Here is an 18,766-nt window from a genome sequence, read left to right on the forward strand (position 1 = left end):
TCCCCCGCTATATTATTCCTGCTCCTCGAACCAAGGAGCACGCGCGGTCATAATCAACTTCGCGGCACGCTCTTCATCAAGTTCTTCGATTTCTATAAGCTCATCCACTGACTGCTCTGCTAAATCTTCCATAGTCACAATACCTTTGCTCGCAAGAACAAAAGCTAAGTGGCGGTCCATGCCTTCCATATTTAACAAATCTTCCGCAGGCTCTGCTTCTTCCAATTGCTCTTCGCTGGCAATGGCTTTTGTTAACAGCACATCTTTAGCACGTGATTTCAACGCTTCAACCAAATCTTCATCAAAACCTTCAATGTCGAGCATTTCAGATTGCGGAACATACGCCACTTCTTCAAGAGTCGTGAAACCTTCTTGAACCAGTATGTCTGCTAAGTCTTCATCAACACCTAAATCTGCGACAAACATCGAAACAATCGATTCGGTTTCCGATTGATTCTTAGTGGCAAAATCTTCTTCAGTCATCACATTCAATTCCCAGCCGGTTAACTCACTGGCTAGACGAATGTTTTGACCGTTTCGACCGATCGCTTGCGCTAACTGGTCTTCGTTCACAGCAATATCCATGCTGCGACGATCTTCATCAACAACGATAGAAACCACTTCTGCTGGCGCCATCGCATTAATCACATATTGAGCCGGGTTGTCATCGTAAAGCACGATATCAATACGCTCACCGTTTAACTCACCGGTCACCGCTTGCACACGCGCTCCACGCATGCCCACACAAGCACCCACAGGGTCAATACGCTTGTCATTCGTTTTAACAGCAACTTTAGCACGCGAACCTGGGTCACGAGCAGCGCCCTTGATTTCGATAACTTCTTCACCAATCTCAGGTACCTCAATGCGGAACAATTCTTCCAACATTTCTGGACGAGTCCGGCTAACAAATAATTGTGGACCACGATTTTCAGTACTAATCGCGTATAACAAACCACGCACACGATCACCGGTACGAACGGTTTCGCGCGGCATCATTTCTTCGCGTTGAATAACGGCTTCAGCGTTATTACCCAAATCAATGAAAATGTAATCACGTGTTACTTTCTTAACAACACCAGTAACCAAATCGCCAACTCTATCGCGGAAAGCTTCAACCGTTTTAGCGCGTTCAGCTTCACGTACTTTTTGTACGATAACCTGCTTTGCGGTTTGCGCAGCGATACGACCAAATTCAATTGATTCGATCTGCTCTTCAACATAATCACCAATTTGAATCTCAGGATCTTCAACCTGAGCCGCAGACAATGTTGTTTCTGTTAAAGGATCTTCAACATCATCATCGCCAACGACTGTCCAAAGACGGTATGTATCGTAATCACCTGTATCACGGTCAATATCAACACGTACATCAATATCAACACCATGCTTTTTCTTTGTGGCAGTGGCCAAGGCAGCTTCAATCGCACCAAAAATTACTTCAGGCTGTACATCCTTTTCATTGGATACAGCTTCAACCACTAACAAAATTTCTTTATTGCTCATACGTGTTAACCTTTAATCAATACCTGATATTCATCAATTAAGACTAAAACTTAGGGACCAAATGCGCTTTATCAATCTGCTGGCAATTGATCTCATAAACTTCACCATCGACCAGAAGCACTAAAACACCTGCCTCAACTTGCTCGATAGTCCCTTTAAACTTGCGTCGACCATTTAACGGCACTGACAACTTCACCTCAGCATCCTCACCCACATAACGCGCAAATTGTTGCTCATTAAATAGCGGGCGGTCCATGCCGGGCGATGAAATTTCCAGGTTGTAGAGACCTTTAATCGGTTCTTCCACATCCAAAACACCGCTCACCTGATGGCTTACTTCAGCGCAATTATCCACTGAAATACCATTTTCGTGATCAATAAACACCCTAAGCACAGAATGCTTGCCTTGAGCGAGGTGTTCTAACCCCCAGAACTCAAAACCAGCTGCTTCTACTGCAGGGCGGATGATCTTTTCTAACTCAGCGTTTCTAGCCATTAATTACTCTATAACTCTTTGCTTTTTCAAGCTTTTTTTACATACAAAAATGGGCCTAAACAGGCCCATCAGCAAAATCATTAATGTGATGGGTCAAAGGCAGCGCCATTGCCCACTTGAGCCATAAACATAACAAATAGAACAGCTCAGAAAAAATAAGGCCCCTAAAAGGGGCCTTATTATTATATTCATCAATAAAGCTCAGTCAATTTATATTATCTGAGCAAATTAAGGAACTCTTTGTCCTTAATCTAAAAGTGGTAGCGGGGGCTGGATTTGAACCAACGACCTTCGGGTTATGAGCCCGACGAGCTACCAGGCTGCTCCACCCCGCAACAATTCTTTCTGGAGATCTTGCTCATAAGCTTCTGGTAATGCTCATAAGCCTCAGGTCGTATGACCTTCGTCTCTTTCGGTTTGGGAGCCCGACAATTACCAGGCGGCTCCAACCCGCAACAATTCTTTTCGATACTTATAAATATCTGGTCTTATTTATAAGTTGGGACTTACTGAAAAATTTCAAGTCAGCTCCCAATCGACAGAGCGGCATTATACGCATTTATAATGTTTTGACAAGGGGGATTAAGATTTATATTAACTATCTTTTCTGTGTGCTCAAACCTTAGCCTATAATTGACGGCTAAGGTTCTCATCTAAAGCATTTTTACAGATATTGAAAGGCCTGACGACACACCTCAAGTAGTTGTGCCGGGAACAGACCCAGCGCTACTACCGACATTCCTGTAATACCCAGCGCAAGACGCAGTCCACGGTCTGCTTTTAGTTTGCTTTCGTTTTCGGGTTTATCGAAGAATATGGCTTTAACTACTTTTAGATAGTAGAAGAGTCCCACGATAGACATCACCGCAGCCAGAATCGCCAACCATACCAGATCGGATTCTAAAACCGCTCGTATCACTTCCAGCTTCGCCCAGAAGCCCACAAAAGGAGGTAAGCCTGCCATAGACAGGAATAGAAAACTTATTAGCAAGCCGCCCCATGGGCTGCGTTGCCCCAATCCCTTGAGATCGCTAATTAAATTTACTTCCTGCTTACCCTTGGCTAAATAGATCAAACAGCCGAAGCCGCCTAGCGACATTATTGCGTAAGAGATGATATAGAAAAATGAGGCGGAATACCCAGCGCCATTGCCAGCGATTATGCCGAGCATAAAGTAGCCAACATGAGCGATGGCCGAATAAGCCAATAGCCGCTTGATGTTCTCCTGCGCCAGCGCAACCAGATTTCCAATCACCATCGATAAGGTCGCCAGAATTATCAACATACCTTGCCAGTCAATCAGAACCTGCTCAAAGCCATAACCCAGAATCCGTATGATTAGCGCGAAAGCGGCAATTTTTGGTGCAGAAGCTATGAAGGCAGTAACTGAGGTTGGGGCGCCATGATAGACATCCGGTACCCACATCTGGAACGGTACCGCACCAAACTTAAAGGCCATCGCCACCACCATAAAGACCAGACCAAAACGCAAAGTGAGGCTGGCGTCATTGGCTTCAAGGTAAACAGCAATATCTGTGATATGAATTTTACCAGTGACACCGTAAACCATCGACATGCCGTATAACAAAAATCCGCTAGCGATAGCTCCCATGACAAAATATTTTACTGCGGCTTCCGACGACAGACTTGAATGGCGATGCATCGCAACCAGCGCGTAAAGACTTAATGACAGTAACTCAAGCCCCAGATACAAGGTCAACAGGCTACCGCCACCAGCCAGAACCATCATCCCCAACACTGCAAATAAGTGAAGGATAAAATATTCACCGCGCAATATTGGTCTTTGTAAAATGTATGGCCGTGCGAACATCATGGCAACCATGGTTAAGGCAATCACGCTGACCTTAACAATCCCCGCCATCGGATCGAGAATGAAATGTCTGTGGTATAGGTGATATTGCACGTCCGGGAACTGAGCAATCACCATTACGCCAGTTACCAGTAAACTAAGTTGTGCCAACCGGTAGGTTAGCTGACGGTCAAAATCTTTTGCAAAAACATCAATCAACAACACTGCACACGTTGCTGTGAGTAGGAAAATTTCCGGCAGCATTGGCATCAAATCAACTGTCATCCCATACCCCCGGTTTTACTTAAAATCGCTGACTCTATAATCTTTTCCAGACTAGGCTGCATAATTTCTATCAGAGGTTGCGGGTAAATACCCAATGCTAAAATTAAAATTGCCAAGGTAAATAACACAAGACGCTCACGCTTGGTCACATCGTCCAGACGCGCCACCGATTCGTTTGCTGACTTACCAAAAATCACTCGCTTATAAACCCAGAGGCTGTAAGCCGCCGCCAAAATCAATGTTAAACCAGCCACTAGAGCAATCCGCCAATCGGCCTGGAATGAAGCAATAATGACAAAGAATTCGCCCACAAAGCCCGATGTTCCGGGTAAACCGGCATTGGCCAGAATAAACAGCATCAGCAACGACGCAAAAACTGGCATCGAATTGACCACGCCACCGTAATCTGCAATATCCCGACTGTGCATGCGGTCATATAACACGCCAATCGAAAAGAATAAGGCACCGGAGACCAGACCATGAGAAATCATCTGGATCATAGCGCCTTGCAGTGCCATCGATTGTGCTTGAGTTGCGGTGAGATAAACAATAATGAAGGTGCCTAATGTGACAAAGCCCATGTGCGCAATAGAGGAATAGGCAACCAGCTTTTTCATGTCTTTCTGCGCCAGCGCAACCAAGCCAATATAAACGATGGCAATCAGCGAGAAGAGGATAAGCCAGTAAGCATACTCAGCCACTGCATCAGGCGTGATTGGCAAACTGAATCGCAAGAAGCCATAACCACCCATCTTTAACATAATTGCTGCCAGAATTACCGAGCCACCAGTGGGCGCTTCAACGTGCGCATCGGGCAACCAGGTATGCACTGGGAACATCGGAATTTTAACTGCGAATGCGGCCAGGAAGGCAAAGAAGATCCACTTTTGTTCGGTCAGCGATAAGGACAACTGTTGTAGTTTGCTGATCGCAAAACTGTCGGCTTCACGCCCCATATAAATTAACGCCACTAACATGAATATTGAGCCGAAGAAGGTAAACAGGAAGAACTTAACGGTGGCGTATATTCGGTTTGACCCACCCCAGACACCGATCATTAAAAACATCGGAATCAGCATGGCTTCCCACAGGACGTAGAACAAGATGGAATCCTGAGCAGCAAACACACCATTCATCAGGCCTGTCATCATCAGTACCGCAGCGAAGAATTGCGACTGACGTTTCTTTATCGAACCCGTTGCACTGATCAGCACCAGCAAACCAATTAAGCTGGTCAAAACAATGAGAGGCAGAGAAATCCCGTCAATAGCCAGATCATAGCGAATATTAAGCGACGGAATCCAGCGCGCCGTTTCGGCAAACTGCATCTCAGCGGTATCGGTCGCAAATGCCCAGGTTAGCCAGCAGCTAAGCAATAAGGTAATGATGCCGAGCAGAATACCAATCCGCTGGCTCACCGCCAGCAAACGGTCGCCCGGACCAAACATGATCACCAGGCCACCGATAACCGGTATCCAGATCAATAAACTGAGGATGGGTAATTGTTCTAACATAATAAGTTATTATTCATCCTTCTCTTTACGCTTTGCTTTAAATGGGCTGTTGTCATCATCATTCTTCTCATCAACTTCTCAGGATTAACCACAGCAATAGTCCGACCAACCCCAGAACCATCATCAGCGCATAATGATATAAATAACCACTTTGCAACTTTCGGAGCACTTGACCAATCCGCCCCAACGTCTGTGCGCCACTATTGACGATACCGTCATCAATCACTGCCTTATCGCCATATTGCCAGAGCATATCGCCCAGCGAATAAGAGCCTTTGGCAAAGACCTTCTGGTAAACCTCGTCAAAATAATATTTACGTTGCAACAATCGATTGACTGGACTCAACATTTTACCCGCAGCAGCCCCCCAGACTGGTTTAAGCCAAATAAAGATCACCGCTGTCATCACTCCAGCCAACATCAGCCAGAATACAGGTGTCATAAATCCATGCACCGCAAAGCTCATGGCTCCGGTGAATTCGTCACGGAATGCCTGCATGGTGTCGTGGCTGGTTAGTACCATTAAGGACTCAGCAAAATAGTTGCCATCTAACATTGGCTTAGTCATCAGCCAGCCGATCATCAGCGATGGCACTGCCAAGGCAATCAATGGCCAGGTAATCACACGGGGCGACTCGGTTATTTGATTCAAATCTTGTTCATCAATAGTGCTTTTGCCGTGGAACACCACCAGCAACATGCGAATACTATAGAGCGCTGTGACGACGACTCCGGCCATCACCGCAAAATAGGCAAAACTGGCCGCAGGGCCTTGGGCCTGTGACGCTGCCATGATGATGGCATCTTTCGAATAAAACCCAGCAAAGAAAGGCGTTCCGATTAAGGCTAATGTACCCACTAAAGTCGTCCAGTAAGTAAATGGCAATCGTTTATAGAGCCCGCCCATTTTGCGTATATTCTGTTCATGATGCAGCGCCACGATAACTGAGCCAGCACCGAGGAATAACAATGCCTTGAAGAAAGCATGAGTAAACAGGTGGAAAATAGCCGCCGAATAAGCCGAGACTCCAAGCGCCACGACCATGTAACCCAGCTGCGACAGTGTGGAGTAGGCAATAATCCGTTTGATGTCATTCTGCACAATTGCCACTAATCCCATAAACAGCGCGGTTATAGCACCAATAATGGTGACCATGGCTAACGCAGTTTCGGAGAACTCGAATAGTGGCGACATCCGCGCCACCATAAAAACACCGGCCGTGACCATGGTTGCCGCGTGAATCAGGGCAGAAATTGGCGTCGGGCCTTCCATCGAATCTGGCAACCAGACATGCAATGGCACTTGAGCTGACTTACCCATGGCACCGATAAACAAACAAATACAGATAAAGGTAATGATTGGCCAGCTGGTATCGCCCCATGCCACAAAGCTACCATCAAGGCCCATCAGCCCCAACGCATTCTCAGCGCTGCGCTCACTGATCTGCATGATTTCTTCGGCTTGCCCCATGGATTTAAATATCGGTGCATAATCGAAAGTACCGAACAGTAAAAAAATCGCGCCAATGCCGAGAATAAAACCAAAGTCACCCACCCGATTGACCAGGAAGGCTTTCATATTGGCAAAAATTGCACTTTCCTTCTGATACCAGAAACCGATCAAAAGATATGAGACCAGCCCAACAGCCTCCCAACCGAAAAACAGTTGCAGGAAGTTATTGGCCATCACCAGCATCAACATCGAGAAAGTAAATAGTGACAGGTAACTAAAGAATCGCTGATAACCATCGTCATCGTGCATATAACCAACCGAATAGATATGCACCATCAGGCTGACGAAAGTGACAACCACCATCATCAGTGCACTGAGGCTATCAATCATAAAGCCGATCTGAATGGTCAGGTCCGAAAAGCTGGCCCAGTGATAAATGGTCATATCTACTGGTGTGGCATCACCGTACAGGAAGCCCCAGAAAATTCGTAATGACAAGATAAAGGAAATGGCTACGCCAACGATGGTCAGTCGATGTGTTAAACGCTTACCCAGCCGCTTGCCTAACAGGCCCGCCAGCATAGCTCCTACTAAAGGCGCTAGTACTATCAGTAATAGCTGGGTTTGCATGCTCATCAGCCTTTCAACTCCCGCAAGTCTTCTACATCAATGTCTTTATTACTTCGGAACAACACCACCAGAATGGCCAAACCGATAGCCGCCTCGGCAGCCGCTACGGTCAAAATAAAGAACACGAAAATCTGCCCAACCTCATCATTCAAATAACGCGAAAACGCAATGAAGTTGGTATTCACCGCCAGAAGCATCAGTTCGATACACATCAGCAAGGTGATCACATTCTTACGATTAATTATGATCCCCACCACACTGATGGAGAACAAAATTGCACTGACCATTAAATAATGCGTCAAACTCATGATGACTCTCCCTTCGCTTTCTTATTTCTTTTGCTTTTGCGCTTGCCTGTTTCCTCAGACTCCCCCTCATCGGGCTCAGGAACCTCAGCGTCCATTTTGACTATATGCAAACGTTCGTCTTTACTCGCTCGATGCTGGCTGGGAACACTTTGTCCACGGCGTTCGCGACGGCCGCGGAACGTTAGTGAAATCGCGGCGACAATCGCCACCAACAAAATCACACCGGCAATTTCAAAAGCGTAAAAATAATCGGTATAAAGCAGCCTGCCCAGCACTTCGACATTACTATGTTCAACGCCATGTTTGGCAGGTTCCGGCATTGCCTCTAATCCAAACACTTCGCCACGCAATACCCAATACAAACCGATTAACAAACCAATCGCCACCAAAATGCCCAAAGGAACATAGCGCGTAAACCCCTGATTAAGGCTGGCAAAGTCAACGTCTAACATCATGACCACAAACAGGAACAACACCATCACCGCGCCGACATAAACCAGCACCAACGCTACTGCTAGAAACTCCGCTTCCAGCAACATCCATAGCACCGCTGCGGAGAAAAAGGTCAGCACCAGACACAACACCGCCTGCACCGAGTTGCGCACTGTCACCACGCCCAGCGCTGACACAATGGTCAGCGTCGCAAAGACGTAAAATACTATCTGCTCAGCGGTCATATCGGTCCGTTCTCGGCTAGGTATGTCTTAGCTAGGCATGTCTTAGCAATGTTTTTATCGGTACTTAGCATCTTTCGCTCTATCCTCAGCAATCTGAGCTTCATAGCGATCACCGATCGCCAATAATTGTTCCTTGGTTAGAATATTATCGCCCCGTTTCTCAAAGTGATAATCGAAAACTCGCGTTTCAACAATCGAATCTACTGGGCAGGACTCTTCGCAGAAACCACAGTAGATACACTTAAACATATCAATTTCATAGCGCGTAGTACGGCGCGTACCATCACTCTCCCGCGGCCCAGCTTCTATCGTTATTGCAGCTGCAGGACACACCGCCTCACATAGCTTGCAGGCAATGCAACGCTCCTCACCATTTGGATAACGTCGCAAAGCATGAATACCTCTAAAGCGTGGCGACTGTGGTGTTTGTTCTTCCGGATACTGGACAGTAACCTTTCTTTTCCACATGTGCGCCCAGGTGAGCCTTAGGCCGCGGAACAATTCGGTTAGCAGGTAGCTACGGAATAATTGTCGCATTCGACTCATAGCACACCTCGCCCGGCAAACCATGGGCTAACACCCGCTTTAATCATAAAGGTCAAAATGATTAACCAGACCACCGTGACTGGAATGAATATTTTCCAGCCTAAACGCATCACCTGATCGTAGCGGTAGCGCGGGAAAGTCGCCCGCAACCAGATCATCATGAACAGGAACCAAGCCGCTTTCAGCAATAACCAGATGGTGCCCGGAATCCAGTCCGTAGCGCTTTCAAGATAAGGTATTCCCTGAAATGGATTGAGCCAGCCGCCGAAGAAGAACAAGGCAGTCAGCACAGAAATTAAAATCATATTGGCGTATTCGGCGAGGAAGAATAAGGAAAATCCAATCCCCGCATATTCCACATGGAAGCCCGCCACAATCTCCGATTCGCCCTCCGGCAAATCAAAAGGTGCGCGGTTGGTTTCAGCCACCCCAGAAATCCAATAGACCACCAGAATAGGCAGCAATGGAATCCAATACCAGTGCCAGAAACCACCTTCCTGCGCCATGACAATATCGCCCAGATTCATAGTCCCTGACGCCATTAACACCGCCACCAGAGCAAAACCCATAGCGATTTCGTAGGAGATAATTTGTGAGGCAGAACGCAAAGAACCGAGCAGTGCATATTTAGAATTTGAAGCCCAACCGGCAATAATGACGCCATACACCGCAATTGAAGTCATTGCTAATATATAAAGCAAACCCACATTAACGTCGGCCAGAACTATTTCTGCGCTAAAAGGAATCACCGCCCAGGCGGCAAAAGAAGGTGCAATAAACAGTATCGGAGCAAGAAGGAACAGAGTTTTGTTGGCTCCAGAAGGAATCACAATCTCCTTCATCAACAGTTTTACAACGTCAGCAATGGGTTGCAACCAACCTTTAGGGCCGACGCGGTTTGGACCTAACCGCAACTGCATATAACCAATTAATTTGCGTTCGGCAAAAGTGGTGTATGCGACTGCCAGAATTAATGGCAATAAAATCAGATTGATTTTAAAGCCAATAATGAGCGCGTCTATAATGATATCGAGCATCAGACGCCTCCTAAAATATTATGGAAAGGACTCAGTTTTGGTCGCTTAAGATCTTCTTCGCCTTTTGCCAATGCCGTTTTCTGCAAGGCTTTTGAACGACGCGTCCAACAATCCACCTGATAGATGTTTAATGGCTCTGGACAGGAACCCTCATTGGGCAAACTTTCAGGGCATTGCCAACGTGATTTAATGCGGTCACCTACCGCGCCCATGCGGCCTTTCACTTCCTGCATCACATCCTGCGCAGAAACATAGTCAAAGTTCTTCAACTCTAATAAGTTACCCATTACGCGCAATACTTTCCATGCTGGCTTGGCTTGGCCTGGCGCACTGACGCAGGCATTGAAATCCTGCCAATGACCATTAACATTGACATAAGAACCGGGACTTTCGAGATAGCTAGCAATCGGTAAAATGATATCCGCGTATTCAAACGCTTCATCATCGGAATAGCTGCTAAGTGCAACCACAAATTCACTGGCTTGCAAACTTGCTTTTGCCTGCTCTGCATTGACCGCTTCTTTGCCTATTTCCGTTTTCAGTAGAATGAATGCTTTTTTGCCCTCGCGGAGCATTTGCTGAGCAGTCTGACCGCCTTCTTCCACGTCCGCTCCACCTGGGCCGCGATGCGGAATGGCTCCGGCCAGATAGGCACCAGCGCTGTTGCCACCATGAGTCATGATGCCAAAGGTTGCTCCTGATAAGCCGGCTATTGCGCGACAGAGCATTCTTAAGGTTGCCGCATGGCTAAACTCCAGCGCGCTCAAGCCTAGCACCACGCCGGTCTTGTCCGCCTTAGTCAGCATTTTGGCGATATTGATATGCGCCTGTTCAACCTTGATATCTTTGAGTAACTCATCGAGGCCTTCATAACCGAGGCTGTCCGCTGACACATCCTCAGAAGCCATCGCCTCGTCGAGTAAATACTTAGCCACTCCCGCCACCTGCTGTAACCAATCATCGGGCGTAGCTTCAATTTCATGTAACACATTAAAGTTGTTATATAGCTTTCGTGCATTAATGATGGCGATCTGGCCATGCCGAGTCGCTTTACGTACTCGCAAGGCAGCCAATGGTTGGTCTTTGCGTAAATCGCTACCGATCAACAGACAGGCATCCAAAGCTTCCAGTTCCGACAGCTCAATACTCAACTCTGGAAATAATGATTCATTTTCCTGCATCGAGTAGTCGCTGATACGAATGCGATGGTCCACATTATTGGAACCCAGCCCACGAATTAGTTTTTGCAACAAATACATTTCTTCAGTCGTTGCACTCGGGCTGCTGATAGCACCAATATGTTCAGGGCCATCAGTTTGCGCCAACATGTTCAATTTGCTGGCCACTTTTTCAAGAGCTGTTTCCCAATCGGTTGCCTGCCATTCGCCATTGACCTTCATCATCGGTTCAAGCAATCGACGATTGTCATTATCCGGCATCGTCACTGCTTCATAAGAATAACGATCACGATCCGATAACCAGACTTCATTAACCGCTTCATTCTCTTTAGGCACAACTCGAATCACCTGGTTACGGTGAGTATGCACATGCAAGTTAGCGCCAATACAGTCGTGCGGCGACACTGAATCATATTGAGTCATTTCCCAGGCCCGGGCACGATAGCGTGAAGGTTTTGCGGTCAAAGCGCCGACAGGACATAAATCAATAATATTACCGGATACTTCGGAGTCCACTGACTTCTCAATAAAGGTTGTGATTTCCATATGCTCGCCACGACCGGTGGCGCCCATTTCACGAATACCGGCAATTTCACGGCCAAAACGCACACAGCGAGTGCAATGAATACAGCGCGTCATTTCGGTTTCAATTAATGGACCCAGGTCAGTATCGAAAACTGCACGCTTGCCTTCATTAAAGCGTGACACATCACCGCCACAACCCATCGCCAGATCCTGCAACTCACACTCGCCACCCTGATCGCAAATCGGACAATCCAGAGGATGATTAATGAGTAGAAATTCCATCACAGATTTTTGTGCACCCTGCGCCATACCAGAGCCGGTTTTCACCACCATGCCATCAGAGACAGGTGTAGCGCAGGCGGGCAATGGTTTACGGACGCCATCCACTTCAACCAGGCACATACGACAGTTGGCCGCGATGGATAATTTTTTGTGATAACAAAAACGAGGAATGGTGATGCCATTAGCATCAGCCACTTCGATAATCATCGAGCCTTCTTCAGCTTCAATCTTTCGACCATCGACTTCTATCGAAATCATAAAATTATCGTGCCTCGTTATTCATTAACTGCTTGCTTTGCGGCCTGCTCTTGCTCAGCAACCGCTTGCTTAATTTTCGCTTCAAACTCATGCTTAAAGTGCTTGATAAAACTTTGTACCGGCATGGCTGCAGCGTCGCCCAGCGCACAAATGGTACGCCCCATTATATTGCCAGCAATTTCGTCTAAATTCTCAAGGTCGCTCTGTTTGCCCTGTCCATTGGCAATGCGATGAATCATGCGCGACATCCAGCCAGTACCTTCGCGGCAAGGCGTGCATTGCCCGCAAGATTCTTCGTAATAAAAATGGGCAATCCGTCCTAATATTTCCACCATGTCAGTATCTTCATCCATGATAATCACAGCACCCGATCCCAACATGGATCCGGCCTTGCCTATAGCATCATAATCCATGGTGATATCCATCATCACATCGGCTGGCAATACTGGTGCACTGGAACCACCAGGAATAACAGCCTTCAATTTCTTACCATCTTTCATACCACCAGCCATTTCCAGCAAGTCCTTAAAAGGCGTACCTAGACCGATTTCATAATTACCCGGTTTATTGACATGGCCTGACACCGAAAAGATTTTAGTGCCGCCATTATTTTCTTTGCCCAGCTCTAAAAACCACTTACCGCCTTTATCTAAAATCACCGGCACCGATGCATAACTTTCGGTGTTATTGACATTGGTTGGGCGACCATACAAACCATAATTCGCTGGGAAAGGAGGTTTAAAACGTGGCTGCCCTTTTTTGCCTTCTAAAGATTCCAGCAATGCGGTTTCTTCACCACAAATATAAGCACCGCCGCCAATATGACTGTGCAGATCAAAATCAACGTCAGAGCCCAAAATATTCTTACCTAACAAACCCGCTTTATAGGCTTCTTTTAGAGCCTGTTCAAAACGGTCAATCGGTTCGTAAAACTCACCGCGCATATAGTTATAACCCACAGTCGCACCCATTACGTAACCGCCAATCGCCATACCTTCAATCAGCTGATGCGGATTAAAGCGTAAAATGTCGCGATCTTTAAAAGTACCTGGCTCGCCTTCATCAGAGTTACAAACTACATACTTTTGCCCCGGTGCATGTCGCGGCATAAAGCTCCACTTTAGCCCCGTCGGAAAACCAGCGCCACCGCGTCCGCGTAACGCTGACAACTTAAGCTCTTCAATAATTTCTTCCGGAGGCGTTTTTTCTGCCAGAATTTTGCGCCACATGCGATAGCCGCCCTCAGACTCATAAGTCTTAAGCGTCCAAGGCTTATCCAAGTGCAAAGTTCTAAAACAGACTTCATTTGCCATCGGTTAACTAACCTCTAATTCAGATCGCGAACTAAATTCGCCATCTTTTCCACTGTTAAATTTTCGTGATACTGTTTATCCACTTCCAACATTGGCGCACCGCCACAAGCGGCCATACATTCCACTTCTTTTAAGGTAATGCGTCCATCTTTGCTGGTTTGTCCCGGCTCAATGCCAAGCTCATCTTTAAACCACTTTTTTAATTCTTCGCTACCCGCCATCATGCATGAGACATTGGTACACAGAGACACCACATGTTTGCCGCCAGGCTCTAAACGAAATATCGAATAAAAGGTCGCCACTTCATAAGCAGCAATGCGTGGAATTACTAAGTAATCAGCCACTGCATCCATCGCTTCACGACTTAAATGCCCTAACTCTTCCTGCACAATGGTCAGAACAGGAATAATCGCCGAGCGCTTGCGCTCAGTAGGATATTTACCAATCCACAGGTCAATTTTCTTTATTGACTCGGCAGACAGCATACTTGTTAAGTCAGTTGCGCTCATGGTTATCGATCAATCTCTCCAAATACAATGTCCTGGGTACCGATAATGGCCACCACATCGGCCAACATGTGACCCGCCGCCATTTCATTCATCGCTGCTATATGAGCAAAGCCCGCTGCGCGAATTTTCACGCGATAGGGTTTGTTGGCACCATCTGAAACCAGATAAATTCCAAACTCACCTTTAGGATGCTCAATGGCAGCGTATGCCTCGCCTTCCGGCACACAATAACCTTCGGTAAACAATTTAAAGTGATGAATTAAGGCTTCCATATCATCCTTCATGGTTTCGCGATCTGGCGGCGTCACCTTATGGTTTTCTAACATGACGGGGCCTGGGTTTTCACGCAACCATTCCACACACTGACGAATAATCTTATTCGACTGGCGCATCTCTTCGACTCGCACCAGATAGCGATCATAACAATCACCAGTTTTGCCAATCGGAATATCGAAGTCCATCTTGTCATACACTTCGTATGGCTGCTTTTTACGCAAGTCCCAGGCGATACCAGAGCCACGTAACATTGGGCCACTAAAGCCCAGTTGTAATGCACGCTCTGGAGTCACTACGCCAATGCCGACCGTTCTCTGTTTCCAGATTCGATTTTCGGTTAGCAGAGCTTCGTATTCATCAACACGATCGGGGAAGGTTTCGGTAAAGTCCCAGATGAAATCTAACAATGAACCTTGTCGGTTTGCATTAAGCTCATCAACTTTTTTCTCATTACTAAATGGCGACACCTTGTACTGCGGCATTTCATCAGGCAAATCGCGATAGACTCCGCCGGGACGAAAATAGGTCGCGTGCATACGAGCACCACTGACCGCTTCATAACAATCCATCAAGGTTTCTCGCTCACGAAAAGCGTAAAGGAAAACCGTCATGGCACCAATATCCAGTGCATGCGCACCGATCCACATTAAATGGTTTAAAATGCGGGTGATTTCCGAGAACATGACTCGAATGTACTGTGCACGCTCCGGCGGTTTGATGCCCATTAATTTTTCAATCGAAAGAACATAGGCGTGCTCATTGCACATCATCGACACATAATCCAGACGATCCATGTAGCCAATGCTTTGATTGTAAGGTTTACTTTCAGCTAGCTTTTCAGTTGCCCGATGCAACAAGCCCACATGTGGATCAGCTCGCACCACCGTTTCGCCATCCATTTCCAGAATCAGTCGCAAAACACCATGCGCTGCAGGATGTTGTGGGCCAAAGTTAATGGTGTAATTACGAATTTCAGCCACGCTTGCCTCCTTGTTCAGGACTGCTGACGTAGACTGCAGGATCTTTTTCTTTGCGAATCACCCGCGGCACTAGCACACGTGGCTCAATTGAAACCGGCTCATAAACACAGCGTTTTTGTTTAGCGTCATAACGCAATTCAACATTGCCGATTAAAGGGAAATCTTTACGGAAAGGATGACCAATAAAACCATAGTCGGTCAAAATTCGACGCAAGTCTGGATGGCCTTCAAACAAGATACCAAACAGGTCAAAGGCTTCACGCTCATACCAGTTGGCACCATTCCAGACGGGAATGACCGAAGGCAGCATCGGACGGTTTTCTTTAACAAAACACTTAACTCGTAAGCGCCAATTGTGACTGATCGAGAGCAGATGATAGACCACCGCGAATCGTTCACGTTGCCATTCTTGATGAACCGGCGAACTGGTTGACTCACGGGCACGGCCAAAGCCCGTGCCTGTCGCTTCAGTTGTTGCCCACTCATCCTGACCATAGGTCATATAGTCAACCACCGTCAGATCCATGAGTTGCTCAAACTTGAGTTCATCCTGGTCACGTAATTCTTTAGTCACATCCAACAAATCATCTCGCGCCACTTCAATGGTTACTTCACCAAAAGCCTTATCGCAAGCAATCAGCTTGTCGCCGAACATCTGACCCAGTGTGTTAACCAATGATTCAGCCAAGCGACACCTCTTTATTTGAGGACTTAGTTTTCGGTGAGTCGGCCTGCGCAACAGACTCTTCGTTGCTAGCCATAGAACGAGGTATCACTTTTTGCCGGCGAATTTTATTTTGTAATTGAATAATGCCGTAGAGCAAAGCTTCTGCGGTAGGCGGACAACCGGGCACATAAATATCAACTGGGACAATGCGATCACAGCCACGGACTACAGAATAGGAATAATGGTAATAACCGCCACCGTTGGCACATGAGCCCATTGAGATAACCCATTTAGGTTCTGGCATTTGGTCATAGACGCGACGCAGCGCTGGTGCCATTTTATTGGTGAGAGTGCCGGCCACAATCATCACATCGGACTGGCGGGGACTAGGCCTGAAAATCACTCCAAAGCGGTCCATGTCATAGCGCGCAGCACCGGCATGCATCATTTCGATGGCACAACACGCCAGACCAAAAGTTACGGGCCACATTGAGCCTGTACGCGCCCAGTCAAAGAGGTCTTTGATACTGGTCGTTACAAATCCGTCACCCTGTAATTGTTGTTCCAGTCCCATTCTCGTACCTGTTAATTACCATGCTTACCAATTTCAGCACTCACTATTCCCATTCCAGAGCACCTTTTTTCCATTCGTAAGCAAAGCCAATCAAAAGCAATAATAAAAAGACACCCATGCTGACCACACCAAACCAACCTAAATCATCAAATACCACTGCCCAAGGGAATAGAAAAGCAATTTCCAGATCAAAAATAATGAATAGAATAGCCACTAGATAAAAGCGCACATCAAATTTCATTCGGGAATCTTCAAAAGCATCAAAGCCGCATTCAAATGCTTTTTCTTTTTCGGGATCAGGATTGGTTGGGCTGGCAAAGTATCCGACTAACAATAATCCAGTGCCGAATAACAGCCCAATAATGATAAATACGAGGATTGGTGCATACTGTTCTGTCATAGGTTTATGAGTCTCATGCGCGCCCTTGTTTCCTTATTTATCAATAAGTTTCTACTTATTTGGAAATACCTTACCAGCAGTTCAAGGATTTGGCTAGCCCCCAAATACCACCCTATTCCGGTAAGCTAATATGCATTACAACACAAAGTTACAAAATAGCGCCATAGAACACTTTGCTATTTTGAGGAATTATTTTAGTATGGATCAACAAGACTCAAGTGATGTATCTCAATGATTTTTAAACGAAGCAAAAAAGAGCAAGACGATACTTCAACCACTCGGGAGTCGGATACTCAGCGCAAGAAGCGCACCCGTTTGGTCAAAATACAGATCCCTGTCGACGAATTGACGCTTGGTATGCAAATTGCCGAGCTTGATCGCCCCTGGACTGAAGTCCCTGTATTGTTTCAAGGATTCCCACTGCAAAACCAGGAAGATCTGGATACGCTTGCTGTCTACTGTAATCATGTCTATGTCGAGCTTGATGAAGAATATTGGGAGACTATTAAGCACGACTATCCCAGCGCCGAATATAAACAAGCACGCTCGGAAGCCGAAGAAGCGCACCACAGCTTGCATCAAGAGTTGCCCCGCGCCCAGCGAATCTTTACTGCTTCAAAGAAAAGCATCAAAGATCTGCTCGATGCGGTTAAGAACAATAAAGCCATTAACATCGATGAATCCAAGCAACTGGTTTCCGACTGCGTAACCAGTATCCTCGCTAACCCCAACGCAATGTTCTGGTTATCACGCATTAAAGACAGCGATGAATATACCTCCGAACACTGCTTACGAGTCAGTATCATGGCCATTGCCTTCGGCCAGATATTAGGCTTCAGCCATCAGGAACTTGAAAATATTGGCATGTGTGGCCTGTTGCACGATGTCGGTAAAATGAAGATCCCGCCAGAAATTCTCAATAAACCCGGTCCTCTGACAGACGACGAATTCAAAGTCATGAAAGAGCATACGGTACTTGGTTATATCTTCCTGAAACAACATGGCGGCTTTGATGAAATGGTCTCAGATGTTGCGCACGCACACCATGAACGGGTTGATGGTAAAGGCTATCCCCAACGCCTGGAAAGCGAACGCATCGGCTTGTACCCCAAAATTATAGGTATTATAGACGCTTACGATGCCATCACCAGTGATCGTAGTTTCCGTGATGGCTTGGCTCCGCTTGAGGCACTAGGTATCCTGTTTAAAGAACGTGGCACACACTTTGATACCGAGCTAGTGGAAAAGTTTATTCAAATGGTCGGTATCTATCCTCCGGGCAGCTTAGTTGAAATGACCAACGGTGAGACGGGCATTGTTTTAGCTGCCAACCCCGATCAAAAGCTTAAGCCCAAAATTGAGATTATTCTCGACTCTAAAGGCAACTTCCGCCGCCCTATTGTTATCGATTTAACCAAAGAACAATACGATCAAGACAATAACCTCTATGCCATCAAAAAACCGCTAAGAGACAGTTCGCGGGAAATTAACTTAGAGGACTTTATCCGAGGTAATGGCTAAGCCCCTATTTTATATAAAGTA

At 46.5% G+C, this 18,766-nt stretch carries 16 protein-coding genes, 1 tRNA gene and 1 pseudogene; 1 reads left to right on the plus strand and 17 read right to left on the minus strand.

Translation table 11 applies throughout. The annotated features are described in order from the left end of the window. Positions 1–12 precede the first annotated feature (12 nt). The 17 genes and pseudogenes from nusA to ndhC all read right to left on the minus strand — a co-directional run bounded on the left by nusA (position 13) and on the right by ndhC (position 17,224). On the minus strand, positions 13–1,506 hold the full coding sequence (gene nusA, locus ACN0VI_RS00545) for a transcription termination factor NusA (protein ID WP_331890718.1): 1,494 nt from the start codon (positions 1,504–1,506) through the stop codon (positions 13–15). 43 nt (positions 1,507–1,549) lie between these two features. Next, on the minus strand, positions 1,550–2,002 hold the full coding sequence (gene rimP, locus ACN0VI_RS00550) for a ribosome maturation factor RimP (RefSeq protein ID WP_331890717.1): 453 nt from the start codon (positions 2,000–2,002) through the stop codon (positions 1,550–1,552). A 258-nt stretch (positions 2,003–2,260) separates the two neighbouring features. Then, positions 2,261–2,337: transfer RNA gene (locus ACN0VI_RS00555), tRNA-Met, on the minus strand. 329 nt (positions 2,338–2,666) lie between these two features. After that, on the minus strand, positions 2,667–4,097 hold the full coding sequence (nuoN, locus tag ACN0VI_RS00560) for an NADH-quinone oxidoreductase subunit NuoN (RefSeq protein ID WP_417445398.1): 1,431 nt from the start codon (positions 4,095–4,097) through the stop codon (positions 2,667–2,669). Continuing rightward, complete coding sequence (locus ACN0VI_RS00565; protein WP_417445399.1) at positions 4,094–5,611, minus strand: complex I subunit 4 family protein; 1,518 nt, start codon at positions 5,609–5,611, stop codon at positions 4,094–4,096. The genes nuoN and ACN0VI_RS00565 overlap by 4 nt, the downstream gene beginning before the upstream one ends. Before the next feature lie 70 nt (positions 5,612–5,681). Then, positions 5,682–7,700, minus strand: coding sequence for an NADH-quinone oxidoreductase subunit L (gene nuoL, locus ACN0VI_RS00570; protein WP_417445400.1), 2,019 nt, complete (start codon positions 7,698–7,700; stop codon positions 5,682–5,684). Continuing rightward, the gene (gene nuoK, locus ACN0VI_RS00575; RefSeq protein WP_417446547.1) at positions 7,700–8,005 is read right to left on the minus strand and encodes an NADH-quinone oxidoreductase subunit NuoK; all 306 of its coding nucleotides are present in this window, start codon (positions 8,003–8,005) and stop codon (positions 7,700–7,702) included. The genes nuoL and nuoK overlap by 1 nt, the downstream gene beginning before the upstream one ends. Then, positions 7,999–8,679 carry an NADH-quinone oxidoreductase subunit J gene (locus ACN0VI_RS00580; RefSeq protein WP_417445401.1) on the minus strand — a complete coding sequence of 227 codons (681 nt, stop codon included), beginning with the start codon at positions 8,677–8,679 and terminating at the stop codon, positions 7,999–8,001. The genes nuoK and ACN0VI_RS00580 overlap by 7 nt, the downstream gene beginning before the upstream one ends. Before the next feature lie 54 nt (positions 8,680–8,733). Next, the gene (gene nuoI / locus ACN0VI_RS00585; protein ID WP_417445402.1) at positions 8,734–9,225 is read right to left on the minus strand and encodes an NADH-quinone oxidoreductase subunit NuoI; all 492 of its coding nucleotides are present in this window, start codon (positions 9,223–9,225) and stop codon (positions 8,734–8,736) included. Beyond that, the gene (gene nuoH / locus ACN0VI_RS00590; RefSeq protein WP_417445403.1) at positions 9,222–10,262 is read right to left on the minus strand and encodes an NADH-quinone oxidoreductase subunit NuoH; all 1,041 of its coding nucleotides are present in this window, start codon (positions 10,260–10,262) and stop codon (positions 9,222–9,224) included. Before nuoH ends, nuoI begins: the two co-directional genes overlap by 4 nt. Further along, positions 10,262–12,505, minus strand: a complete 2,244-nt coding sequence (gene nuoG / locus ACN0VI_RS00595; protein ID WP_417445404.1) for an NADH-quinone oxidoreductase subunit NuoG — start codon at positions 12,503–12,505, stop codon at positions 10,262–10,264. Before nuoG ends, nuoH begins: the two co-directional genes overlap by 1 nt. Before the next feature lie 17 nt (positions 12,506–12,522). Continuing rightward, positions 12,523–13,818, minus strand: coding sequence for an NADH-quinone oxidoreductase subunit NuoF (gene nuoF, locus ACN0VI_RS00600; RefSeq protein WP_417445405.1), 1,296 nt, complete (start codon positions 13,816–13,818; stop codon positions 12,523–12,525). A 14-nt stretch (positions 13,819–13,832) separates the two neighbouring features. Then, positions 13,833–14,327 (minus strand): NADH-quinone oxidoreductase subunit NuoE, encoded by a 495-nt coding sequence (nuoE, locus tag ACN0VI_RS00605; RefSeq protein WP_417445406.1) that lies wholly within the window; start codon positions 14,325–14,327, stop codon positions 13,833–13,835. A 2-nt stretch (positions 14,328–14,329) separates the two neighbouring features. Further along, positions 14,330–15,583: an NADH-quinone oxidoreductase subunit D gene (locus ACN0VI_RS00610; RefSeq protein WP_417445407.1), complete on the minus strand. Its 1,254-nt coding sequence runs from the start codon at positions 15,581–15,583 to the stop codon at positions 14,330–14,332. Beyond that, complete coding sequence (locus ACN0VI_RS00615; RefSeq protein ID WP_417445408.1) at positions 15,576–16,271, minus strand: NADH-quinone oxidoreductase subunit C; 696 nt, start codon at positions 16,269–16,271, stop codon at positions 15,576–15,578. Before ACN0VI_RS00615 ends, ACN0VI_RS00610 begins: the two co-directional genes overlap by 8 nt. 76 nt (positions 16,272–16,347) lie before the next feature. Next, positions 16,348–16,824 (minus strand): annotated as a pseudogene (locus ACN0VI_RS00620) (NuoB/complex I 20 kDa subunit family protein); the annotation flags it as partial. A 43-nt stretch (positions 16,825–16,867) separates the two neighbouring features. Further along, positions 16,868–17,224, minus strand: a complete 357-nt coding sequence (gene ndhC, locus ACN0VI_RS00625; protein ID WP_417445409.1) for an NADH-quinone oxidoreductase subunit A — start codon at positions 17,222–17,224, stop codon at positions 16,868–16,870. 231 nt (positions 17,225–17,455) lie between these two features. On the opposite strand from ndhC, the gene ACN0VI_RS00630 reads away from it, so the two are divergent. After that, positions 17,456–18,745, plus strand: a complete 1,290-nt coding sequence (locus ACN0VI_RS00630) for an HD-GYP domain-containing protein (protein ID WP_331890544.1) — start codon at positions 17,456–17,458, stop codon at positions 18,743–18,745. Positions 18,746–18,766 lie beyond the last annotated feature (21 nt).

The organism is Kangiella sp., assembly GCF_048265365.1.
Lineage (GTDB): Bacteria > Pseudomonadota > Gammaproteobacteria > Enterobacterales > Kangiellaceae > Kangiella.

What these genes read in the sequence shown, in the direction of transcription:
- ACN0VI_RS00630 (WP_331890544.1), top strand. Translation starts at nt 17,456, where the DNA reads ATGATTTTTAAACGAAGCAAAAAAGAGCAAGACGATACTTCAACCACT.
- nuoI (WP_417445402.1), bottom strand. Translation starts at nt 9,225, where the DNA reads ATGAGTCGAATGCGACAATTATTCCGTAGCTACCTGCTAACCGAATTG.
- nuoG (WP_417445404.1), bottom strand. Translation starts at nt 12,505, where the DNA reads ATGATTTCGATAGAAGTCGATGGTCGAAAGATTGAAGCTGAAGAAGGC.
- nuoH (WP_417445403.1), bottom strand. Translation starts at nt 10,262, where the DNA reads ATGCTCGATATCATTATAGACGCGCTCATTATTGGCTTTAAAATCAAT.
- nusA (WP_331890718.1), bottom strand. Translation starts at nt 1,506, where the DNA reads ATGAGCAATAAAGAAATTTTGTTAGTGGTTGAAGCTGTATCCAATGAA.
- ndhC (WP_417445409.1), bottom strand. Translation starts at nt 17,224, where the DNA reads ATGACAGAACAGTATGCACCAATCCTCGTATTTATCATTATTGGGCTG.
- ACN0VI_RS00565 (WP_417445399.1), bottom strand. Translation starts at nt 5,611, where the DNA reads ATGTTAGAACAATTACCCATCCTCAGTTTATTGATCTGGATACCGGTT.
- rimP (WP_331890717.1), bottom strand. Translation starts at nt 2,002, where the DNA reads ATGGCTAGAAACGCTGAGTTAGAAAAGATCATCCGCCCTGCAGTAGAA.
- nuoF (WP_417445405.1), bottom strand. Translation starts at nt 13,818, where the DNA reads ATGGCAAATGAAGTCTGTTTTAGAACTTTGCACTTGGATAAGCCTTGG.
- nuoL (WP_417445400.1), bottom strand. Translation starts at nt 7,700, where the DNA reads ATGAGCATGCAAACCCAGCTATTACTGATAGTACTAGCGCCTTTAGTA.
- nuoN (WP_417445398.1), bottom strand. Translation starts at nt 4,097, where the DNA reads ATGACAGTTGATTTGATGCCAATGCTGCCGGAAATTTTCCTACTCACA.
- ACN0VI_RS00580 (WP_417445401.1), bottom strand. Translation starts at nt 8,679, where the DNA reads ATGACCGCTGAGCAGATAGTATTTTACGTCTTTGCGACGCTGACCATT.
- nuoE (WP_417445406.1), bottom strand. Translation starts at nt 14,327, where the DNA reads ATGAGCGCAACTGACTTAACAAGTATGCTGTCTGCCGAGTCAATAAAG.